This is a genomic window from uncultured Campylobacter sp. (assembly GCF_937981295.1).
In the GTDB taxonomy this organism is placed as follows: domain Bacteria; phylum Campylobacterota; class Campylobacteria; order Campylobacterales; family Campylobacteraceae; genus Campylobacter_B.
Window position 1 is genome coordinate 103,801 of the sequence record NZ_CALJPC010000059.1, and the last position, 10,417, is coordinate 114,217.

General features: G+C 45.9%; 8 protein-coding genes. 6 read left to right on the plus strand and 2 right to left on the minus strand.

The annotated features are described in order from the left end of the window. Positions 1-609 precede the first annotated feature (609 nt). Entirely contained in the window at positions 610-1,746 is a 1,137-nt protein-coding gene (locus Q0135_RS04830) for a hypothetical protein (RefSeq protein ID WP_297988727.1), read from the minus strand. 60 nt (positions 1,747-1,806) lie between these two features. Further along, positions 1,807-3,624 (minus strand): glutamine--fructose-6-phosphate transaminase (isomerizing), encoded by a 1,818-nt coding sequence (gene glmS / locus Q0135_RS04835; protein WP_297988729.1) that lies wholly within the window; start codon positions 3,622-3,624, stop codon positions 1,807-1,809. 141 nt (positions 3,625-3,765) lie between these two features. Here glmS and mqnE point away from each other — a divergent pair, with 141 nt between their 5' ends. The 6 genes from mqnE to metG form a co-directional block, all read left to right on the plus strand. Next, positions 3,766-4,848 (plus strand): aminofutalosine synthase MqnE, encoded by a 1,083-nt coding sequence (gene mqnE / locus Q0135_RS04840; RefSeq protein WP_297988731.1) that lies wholly within the window; start codon positions 3,766-3,768, stop codon positions 4,846-4,848. Between the two features lie 18 nt (positions 4,849-4,866). Continuing rightward, positions 4,867-6,162, plus strand: a complete 1,296-nt coding sequence (locus Q0135_RS04845) for an NCS2 family permease (RefSeq protein ID WP_297903595.1) — start codon at positions 4,867-4,869, stop codon at positions 6,160-6,162. A gap of 15 nt (positions 6,163-6,177) precedes the next feature. Further along, positions 6,178-6,627: a phosphoribosyltransferase gene (locus Q0135_RS04850; protein WP_005871628.1), complete on the plus strand. Its 450-nt coding sequence runs from the start codon at positions 6,178-6,180 to the stop codon at positions 6,625-6,627. 111 nt (positions 6,628-6,738) lie between these two features. Then, positions 6,739-7,965, plus strand: a complete 1,227-nt coding sequence (locus tag Q0135_RS04855) for a hypothetical protein (protein WP_297988733.1) — start codon at positions 6,739-6,741, stop codon at positions 7,963-7,965. Positions 7,966-7,992: 27 nt separating this feature from the next. Beyond that, complete coding sequence (locus Q0135_RS04860; RefSeq protein ID WP_297988735.1) at positions 7,993-8,676, plus strand: type II secretion system protein; 684 nt, start codon at positions 7,993-7,995, stop codon at positions 8,674-8,676. A gap of 46 nt (positions 8,677-8,722) precedes the next feature. Then, a partial coding sequence (metG, locus tag Q0135_RS04865) for a methionine--tRNA ligase (protein ID WP_297988737.1) occupies positions 8,723-10,417 on the plus strand: 1,695 nt, incomplete at its 3' end.

Below are 10,417 nucleotides of genomic sequence, written 5' to 3' on the forward strand. Positions count from 1 at the left end.
GAATTTTAATACGGCGCGCGGCTAAATTTAAACGCGACAAAATTCGGGCAGTGAAATTTTAAGAGCTGCGTAGCGTGGAGCTTGTAGCTTTAAATTTGATTTAAATTCTGAGCTTAGGCTTTCGTATCGATTAGAATTTTATTTCGGCAAAATTTTATTATGATAGAGTTATGTCTTGGAATTTTGCCGTAGAATGCGATGTGAAATTTAGCTTTGAATTTCGCGCCGAATTGCGTGGATAAAATTCTGCGTCGATATGTGCTGAGCGCGTGAGATTTAAAGATGGATTTTAGCGGTAGGATTTTACAGACGCGATGTCAATTGCCGCGGCTTTTATCAAATAAAAGGGGAGACATTGCATCGAAATTTCTCAGGCATTGGTGTATTTTTGTAAGCGCGCGTTAACGCGTATAAAAGACATATATTGCTTTAGGGCGTGCGATCTGCGCCTACAATTGCGGAATTTTATTGCGATAAAATTTTACTTTGATAAAGTTCAAATCCCCGCTAAATTCTGTCTTCGTGCTAAATTTTGTGATGAAATTTTGAGTGGAATTCTATCGTAGTAAAATTTCATCATAGCGAGATTTGCAGCAAAATTTTGTAAAATTATTTTTTAATTCGTCTTAGCATACAAAATCCAAGGAAATAAAGCGGCGACATAACGATAAAAATTATGATGTATCTCCACACCGTGCTCGCAAAAAATAGCCCTGTAAGCTCCATAAATTTCATCGACGCGCCAGTATAGCGGTCGCCGATGCCGATGAAAATAATAGCCGCGAGCTCCACAAGCAGCGCAGGAGCAAATAGGATTGAGCCTGCAGTTTTGAAAAACATAAACGCAAACGCCTTGAACTTATAATAAAACGAAATGAGCCCAAGTCCGATCACGCCGCAGATGAAAAACTGCTCGAACTCATCTAGCCCCAGGCTCTTATCCTGCAGGATCGTAGAGATGACGCACAGGATGATAAAGACGTTGTAGTTCGCCATTTGACGCATCGGGTATTGATCGTGCGTCGCTATGGAGAGTAGGTTTATCGCGCGGTTAAGCGGCAACAGATAAAATAGCGCAAAACTAAGAAAAATCAGCAGGTCCATTACCATATAAACCGTGTCTTGATTAACGTAAGCTTCGATCTGTGAAAAAGATAGAAATATGCTTGCGATTTGCGAGCGGAATATCAAAATAATGACTATCGGCGCTATGGGCAGGATTATGGATTTAAGCCCTTCCTTACGGATGGATGAAGTATAAATTTTACTCTCGACGCTTTGCATAGTGCGTAGGTCGTCTGTTTGGACGAACTCAAATCCAAAGAATTTCGGTTTTTTTGCACTCGTAGGCTTGGCTTTGCGGTTAAATTTAAATTTATTAAATTTTTTTGCGATTTTTGTTACTTTTGTGGTGGATCTATCCTCTGCGATATTTTCGGCGGAATTTTGAGGAGACGACTGCTCTGCTGCGTCTATCTCTATGAAATTTTTAGGATCAGAAATCCAGTCGTTATTTTGCTTTGTGGCTTCTTTTGCCTGTGAAGCCGCTTTTTGCGCCGCACGATCCTTGGATTTGGACGTGTCCACGCGCTCGATATTTATCGCGCTGGATGCTAGCGTGTCGAAGCTTACCTCATCGCCGTCGGTTAGGCTAGGATCGCGCTCGCCTAGCATTTCGTAGCTATACTCGACCCCGCCCGTGGCGACTATGACATTTTCACCTCTGATAAATCCGATAAGTCTCATATACTAACATTCCCCGATTTTTTAATGAGAAATATTAGTCAAAATGAACTTAAAAAACGATTATTCTACGGTGACACTTTTGGCTAAATTTCGCGGCATATCCACATCATTGCCAAGTCTGACGGAGATTTCAAGAGCTAGAATTTGTAAAATTATCATCATCTCAAAAAACTCGCTCATCGCGTGGCTCTGCTCGCTCGTTTTGATAAAATCATCCGCGATTTCCGGCTCTTCCGGGCTGATAGCTAAAATATACGCATCGCGCGCGGCAAGCTCTTCGACATTGCTTTTCGTTTTTTCGTAGAGCAAATGCTTTGGCATCAGCGCAACCGTAAAGAGATTAGAATCCGCAAGCGCGATCGGACCGTGTTTCATCTCGCCGCTCGGATAGCCCTCCGCGTGCAGATAGGAGATCTCTTTGAGCTTGAGCGCGCCCTCAAGAGCGAGCGGATAGAAAATATCGCGCCCGATAAAGAAAAAGCCGTGTCCGTGCAGATAGTGCTTACTCATGCGGTAAATTTTATCCTGCAAGCCGTCCTTAATCTTTAAAATTTGCGGGATATGAAGCATCGCTGAAATTTCAGCGGAATTCATGCGCGCTGAGATGACCTCGCGCAGATTTGCAAGATACACCACAAACATCCATAGCACCATAACTTGCGTCGCAAAAGCCTTCGTAGATGCTACGCCCTTTTCGATGCCTGCGCGGGTGAGGATCACGCTGCCTGCCATGCGCACGATCGAGCTGTTATCGACGTTGCAGATCGCAAGCGTCCTAAGACCGGCCTTTTTAGCGATATGCAGCGCCTCTAGGGTATCGGCGGTCTCGCCACTTTGCGAGATCACGATAAATAAGGAATTCTTGTTTAAAAAGGGTTCTTTATAGCGGAATTCGCTAGCAACTTCCACTTTCGTACGGATTTTAGCGATGCGCTCGAAAAGATACGAACTTACGAGCGCGGCGTGATAGCTCGTACCGCAAGCGCATAGTACAACCTCGTCGATGCCCTCAAACATCGCCGCATCAAGTTCGTCAAATTTTATCTTGCCGCCCTTTATTACGCGCCCCATCATTGCTTCAGTTACTACTTGCGCTTGCTCGTAAATTTCTTTTTCCATAAAAAATCTAAAGCCCTCTTTTTGCGCATAGCCTTTATCTTTCGGAAGCTCACTAAAGGCGCAATTATGCGGTTTAGAGTTTTTAAAAATGTCGATTTGCCCAAGCTTTGCAACGCCGTAAATTTGATCGTCCAGATATGCAGCCGTATTCGCAAGCCCGATGAGCGGAGCATCCGAGGAGCTAAAGAAAATTTCGTTTTTATCGTTTTTTGCGACGATCAGCGGAGCTGCGTTTTTGGCAAAGAAAATTTCTCCGGGTGCTGCTTTCGTGATCAAAAGCGTTGCATATGCGCCTTTTAGTCGTTTAATTGTAGCTTCGTACGCTTTAAATGCGTCGTTACTAGCCTTGAAATTTTTCTCAAAAAGATGCACGATCACTTCAGTATCGGTCTGGCTTAAAAATTTCACGCCATCCGCTTCGAGCTCGTCCTTTAGCTCGATGTAGTTTTCGATGATGCCGTTATGTACGACGAAGCTAAAATCTCCAAAATGCGGATGCGCGTTAAGCTCGGTGGGCTTTCCGTGCGTCGCCCAGCGAGTATGCCCGATCGCAACGCCAAAGCCTTGCGAAGTGAAATCTTTCATCTTTTCTTCGAGATTATTTAGCTTGCCGACCGCTTTGAAGTACTTTATATTCGCACTCTCATCCATCACGGCAAGCCCAGCGCTGTCGTATCCGCGATACTCGAGTTCCTTCAGTCCGTTTATTATGATTTTTTTCTTTTCGGCATTTCCTATGTAGCCTACGATTCCACACATTTTGCTTTCCTTATTTAAAATTTGGCGCCCATTTTACTACGCTATTTTAAATTAACGAAATTCGGCTCTAAATTTAGTCCGCTTATCCGTTTTGTAAGCAAAAAATTATATAATTAGCACAAAATTTGGCTTGGGAAATCGATGGAAATTTTAGAAAAACTACAAAGCGGCGAGAGATTAAATTACGAAGACGGCGTGAAATTATGGGATTTAGATCTTTTCGATCTGGGCAAATTCGCCTTTGCTATTCGCAAAGAAAAAAACGGCAAAAACGTCTATTTTAACGCAAATCGTCATATCAATCCTTCGAATTTATGCGCAGATACCTGTAAATTTTGCGCATTTTCGGCGCACCGCAAGAACGAAAACGCCTATACGATGAGCGATGATGAGATCATGCGTATCGTGGATGAGACGGTAGCGCGCGGCACGAAGGAGATTCATATCGTAAGCTCGCACAACCCATTCGTTACGCCGCAGCAATATTTGGGAATTTTCAAAGCGATAAAGCAAAAATATCCGCTTTTGCACATCAAGGCGATGACCGCGGCGGAGATCGATTACTGGCGGCGAAAGTGGAATATGAGCTACGAAGAGACGATAGAACTGATGATGCAAAGCGGCGTGGATTCGATGCCGGGCGGCGGCGCCGAAATTTTTGACGAGGACGTGCGCGATAAAATTTGCAAAGGCAAGGTCTCAAGCGAGCAGTGGCTGCAAATCCACTCGCTGTGGCATGCGCGCGGGCGTCAGAGCAACGCCACGATGCTCTTTGGACATATCGAAAGCCGCGCTCACCGCATCGATCACATCTTGCGCATCCGTGCGCTGCAAGATGAGAGCCTAGCTCGCGCTAACGGCGGCGGTTTCAACGCCTTCATTCCGCTCGTGTATCAGCGCGAGAATAACTACTTGGATGTGAAGGGCTTTTTGGGCTCGGTCGAAATTTTAAAAACGATCGCGATTAGTAGAATTTTGCTCGACAACGTCGCGCACATCAAGGCGTATTGGGCGACCTCGACGCTAAGCTTAGCTCTCGTAGCGCAGGATTTCGGCGCGGACGATCTTGACGGCACGATCGAGAACGAAAGCATTCAAAGCAGCGCCGGCGCCGGCAGCAAAAAAGGGCAGAGCAAGCGCGATTTTATCGATATGATCGGCACCGCGGGCTTTGTGCCCGTAGAGCGCGACAGCTTATATAATCAGATCGAAATTTACGAATAAATTCTAAAGGAGGAGCAAGTGGAGAAATTCTTTCATCTCGCCGCGGCAAAAACGTCGGTAAGGCAGGAGCTTATCGCAGGGCTTACTACGTTTTTGGCGATGATTTACATCGTGCCGGTAAACGCTAACATTATGAGCATTGCAGGCATGCCGTTTGATGCGCTGGTTACGGCAACCGCGCTTATTACGATAATCGCGACGTTATTTAACGGGCTTTTTGCAAATACCCCCGTAGCGCTTAGCGTCGGCATGGGGCTAAATGCGTATTTTACCTTTGCGTTGTGCGTGGATGCGAAGATGCCGTGGCAGAGTGCACTTGGCATCGTAGCGATAAGCGGAGCGCTTTTTACCGTGCTTTCGTTTACCAATTTTCGCGTTTGGGTTATCAAATCTATCCCACTTGATCTGCGTCGCGCAATAAGTGCGGGTATCGGGGCTTTCATCTGCTTCATCGGACTTAAGCAGATGGGCGTCATCGCGCCTAGTCAGGCGACGCTAGTAACTTTAGGAAATTTAAAAGATCTAAACGTTTTGCTTGGAATTTTAGGCTTAGCGGTCGTGCTGGTGCTCTTCGTGCTTAGAATCAAGGCGGCGTTTATCTTAAGCATTTTGATTACTTCGTGCGTTGCGTGGGTGGCTGGAATTTCGCCCGCACCGCATGGCATAGTAAGCGCGCCAAGCGGCATAACGCCGATATTTGCTAAGCTAGATATCCCCGGAGCGCTAAAGCTCGCGTTCGTACCTTTTATAATCACATTTTTCGTTACGCATCTATTCGATAGCATCGGTACTCTAACCGGCGTGGGAAACCGCGCGGGGCTTTTTGGAGAGAATAGCAAAGACGGCATGAAAAAACTATCTAGAAATTTAACCTCCGATGCGATAGGCAGCGTTGCGGGCGCCGTTATAGGAACGAGTACGGTTACTGCATTTGCTGAGAGCGCCAGCGGAGTAGAAGCGGGCGGCCGCACGGGGCTAACGGCGGTATTTTGCGCTATATTTTTCGTGCTGACGCTGTTTATGCTACCGCTATTTAAGGCGATCCCCGCAAATGCGATCTATCCGATCCTCGTAATGGTCGGGGTTTTAATGTTTAGCGAGCTTGGCAAGATCGATTATAGCGACGCGGGAATTCTAATCCCTGCGTTTTTTATAGTATTTTTGATGCCCTTTACCTACTCGATCACCAACGGCTTAAGCTTCGGCTTCATCGCATATATCGTAGTTAGACTCGCTCAGCGCAGGATAAAAGATTTAAATTTCGGCGTTTTGACGCTTGGATTTATCAGCGTTTTAGTATTTTTAATGCATTAAATTTTAAGGAAAGATATGAGATTTTATAGTTTTGACGAGATGGACCGCGACGCAAGAGTTATAGCAAAGCAGGTTAGGGACGAATTTATGCCCGATGCAATCGTGGCGATCGCTAGAGGCGGGCTCACATTCGGTCATGCACTAGCCAACGCGCTTGATATGCGGACGATATTTTCGATAAATTCCATCCACTACGCAGACACCAAAAAGCTCGACACCATCGACGTTTTCAACGTGCCCGATCTGGAGCTTTACAAGCGCGTGCTGCTGGTGGACGATATCATCGACAGCGGCGACAGCATGGTCGAGATCAAGCGCGTGCTGCTGGAGAAATTTCCGCAAATAGAGCTTAAAACCGCGGTGATTTTTTACAAACCCAAGGCGCTTATCCAGCCCGATTTTAAAATTTCAAAGACGGATGAGTGGATAAATTTCTTTTGGGAAAATTATACGATAGAGGAATGAAGCGGCACGCGGTTAAATTTAGCGGCTAAATTTTAAAAGATTCGACGGCTTAAATTTTATAAATTTCGGCCGTAAAATTTAGGCTGTAAATTTAAAGTGCCCGTAGCAAGGATGAGAGTGAAGAAGCTTTATCAAAACGAAATTTTCGTAATCTCCATAATGTACCTGTTTCAGGGCATATTTCTGCTTTATGCGATCTCAAATTTAAGCATCAGCTACTACGAAGCCGAAATTTTTTACGATAAAAAATCCCTCGTTTCGCTAATCGCAAATTTAAGCTGCGAAATTTTCGGGCGCAACGACTACGCCTTGCGCATACCGTTTATTTTGATCCACTTCGCAAACGCCGCGATGATCTATAAAATTTCAAAATTTATTCTAAAGCGTCGCTTCGATAGAGTGGTCGCTACGGCGCTATTTATGGCGCTTCCTGCGTCTATGAGTAGCGCGATTTTGCTAAATCCCGCGGGCATCATCGTTTTTTTCACACTGCTGGCGATCTATTTTGCAAAGAGCGAATACAATATCGCGCTTTTCGTGCTTCTATCCGTTTGCGCCCTGATCGACCGCGCGTTTTTTATGCTATACGTCGGCTTTGGAATTTGGGCGCTTTATACGCGCAAAAAGGAGCTTTTGCTACTTTGCATAGCGCTATTTAGCTTCAGCGTGATTTTTTACGACGTGAGCTCTGAGGGCAAGCCGAAGGGGTATTTTTTAGACACCGTGGGCGTTTTTGCGGGCGCGTTTTCGCCTTTAGTGTTTTTATTTTTCATCTACACTATCTATAGAATTTGGATCAAAGAGGAAAAGAGCCTGCTATGGTTCATCGCTACAAGTGCGCTTTGTCTAACGATGCTTTTTTCTCTAAGACAGCGCGTGCCGCTTGAGATGATGCTGCCGTATTGCGTCATCGCTACGCCTTTGATTATTCGGGTTTTATTTAATTCATACCGCGTTAGATTGCCTAAATTTCGTACTTTTCATAAGATTGCCGTAGGTGTGACGCTGGTAAGCTTAGCGGTAAGTTATTTTGCAGTGATTTTTAGCGATGTGATGTATGGGGCGATGTTCGCAAACAAACCGCAGCGGCATTTTATCTATAAATTTGACGTAGCTAGGCAGCTGGCAAGTGAGTTAAAAAATCGCGGAGTAAAAAGCGTAAGCTGCGAGGACGAGAGGCTCTGCCTGCGCCTAAAATTTTACGGACTGCCTAGCGGGGACAGCGCTTTTATCTATGCGGATGAGTCGGAATATGTCTCGGATCATAAAAATTCGATACAAAATATAGATATTTACAAGCGAGGCGTGCGAATTGCGAAATTTTATGTTAAAATATAAACAAAATTTTTATGAAAGGTAAAAATTATGAAAAAAGCATTTACTATGATAGAGCTGATTTTCATCATCGTGGTGGTTGGAATTCTAGCGGCGGTGGCGGTGCCTCAAATCAATCGAAATAGCCTTGTGGAGGCGGCAGATCAAGTAGCTGCTCATATTCGCTATACTCAGCAGCTGGCTATGAATGATAACAAATTCGATCCTAATGACCCGGATTGGTTTAAGAGATTTTGGAGGATTCAATTTACTGATCAAGGAGCACCGGGCTCTGCAGCAGGATGGCGATATAATATATATTGGGATAACGGAGCTTTCCCGGGTTCAAACGGACAACCAAATAGCCTAAATTCTATGGCAGCTGATCCGCAAAATCCCAACAAACTGCTTACTTCGGGCTTTGCTAGGCAACCTGCCAATACTGATGGTGCAAGGATGAATCAAAAGCTAAATTTAGGAGCAACATATAATATAAGAAATATACAATTTACTAATTGCGGTAATGGAAACAATCACACCATCTCCTTTGATTCTTACGGTCGCCCAATGGGGCAGTTAGCGAACTCTAATGTGCCATATGATAGGCTTTTTGTGGGCCAGTGCGTTATTACACTTACTAATGATGCAAGAGAGACCGCTAGTATTACTATCGAGCCGGAGACCGGATACGTAAGATACACGCTAAATTCTAATACTGGCACAGCCGCACAATAGGACTAATAAAATTTTTAGTCAAATTTAAGTAAGCGCAAGGAAAATAATGAAAAAATACATAATGACGCCGATTTATTACGTAAACGACGTCCCGCACATCGGTCACGCATACACGACGATCATCGCCGATACGATGGCTAGATTTTACCGCCTGCAAGGACACGAGGTGTTTTTTAAAACGGGCACCGACGAGCACGGCCAAAAGATCGAGGAGGCCGCAGCTAAGCACGGTCAGAGCCCAAAGCAGTATGCAGACGGCGTGAGCGCTAAATTTAAAGACCTGTGGGACGAGTTTGACATCAGCTATGATATGTTTTCGCGCACTACCGATGCCGCGCACGAGGCGGCGGTGCAAAACGTATTTCGCAAGATGTATGAAAAGGGCGACATTTATAAGGGCGAATACGAGGGCAACTACTGCGTAAGCTGCGAGAGTTTTTTCCCTTCCGCTCAGCTAATCGACGGCGAGTATTGCCCCGACTGCGGCAAAAAGACTAAAATTTTAAAAGAGGAGAGCTATTTTTTCAGGCTTAGCGCCTACGCAGAGCGGCTTTTGAAATGGTACGAGGATGAAAAGTGCATCCTGCCGCTAGGCAAAAAAAACGAGGTGATAAGCTTCGTAAAAAGCGGACTAAAAGATCTTTCGATCACGAGAACGGGCTTTGATTGGGGCGTTAAAATTCCGCCCGAGCTGAACGATCCGAAGCACGTGATTTACGTCTGGCTGGACGCGCTGATGGATTATCTTAGCTCGCTCGGATTTTGCGCGGGCGGCGAACGAATGGAGTATTGGAGCGACGCGCTGCACATCGTGGGCAAGGACATTTTGCGCTTTCACGCCGTTTATTGGCCTGCGTTTTTGATGAGCCTGGGGCTAAATATGCCGCGCAGCGTCGCAGCTCACGGCTGGTGGACGCGCGACGGCAAAAAGATGAGCAAGAGCCTTGGCAACGTTGTGAATCCGCGCGAGGTCGCAAACGCCTACGGGCTGGAGCAGTTTAGGTATTTTTTGCTGCGCGAGGTACCGTTCGGTCAAGATGGCGATTTTTCGCAAAAAGCGATCATCAACCGCGTAAATTCCGAGCTTGCCAACGAGCTTGGAAATCTACTCAGCCGCATCGTCGGCATGAGCGCAAAATACTCGGATTACGTTATAAATTCTAAAGACGTGATGAAATTTTTCACCGCCGAGATCGAGGAAGCGAACTCCTATCTGAGCGCCGCACTTAACGCGCTTGAGGAAGTCGCTACCAATAGATATTTAGAGGAGCTTTGGAGAGCGCTTGCGCTCGCAAACGCTTCGATCGCGAAATACGAGCCGTGGAATTTGATGAAAAACGGCGAGCAGGCTAAGGCGCTGGCTCTCGTCGCATTGGTCGCAAATATTCTGGCTAAAGTCGCCGTGCTGCTAAGCCCTGCAATGCCGAAGACGGCGGCACGTATCGCGGGCACGCTCGGCTTTGAAATATCCACTCCGCTTTATGAAAAGCTCATACTTCGCGGCGAAATTTTAGATTTTAAGGCCAAGCCGTGCGAGCCGCTTTTTACCAAGATCGATCACGAGCTAATGCCGAAGGCGGACTACGATAGACTGGACGGCATTGCAAATTCTGCAAGCGGTTCCGGTACGGATGCCGCGGCAAAAGGCGCACCAAGCTTAAACGCAAACGCTTCAGGTTTGGGCACTACGGCGCAAGAAGCCCAAAGAACGGTATCTGAAGCTCAAATAAAAATCGACGAT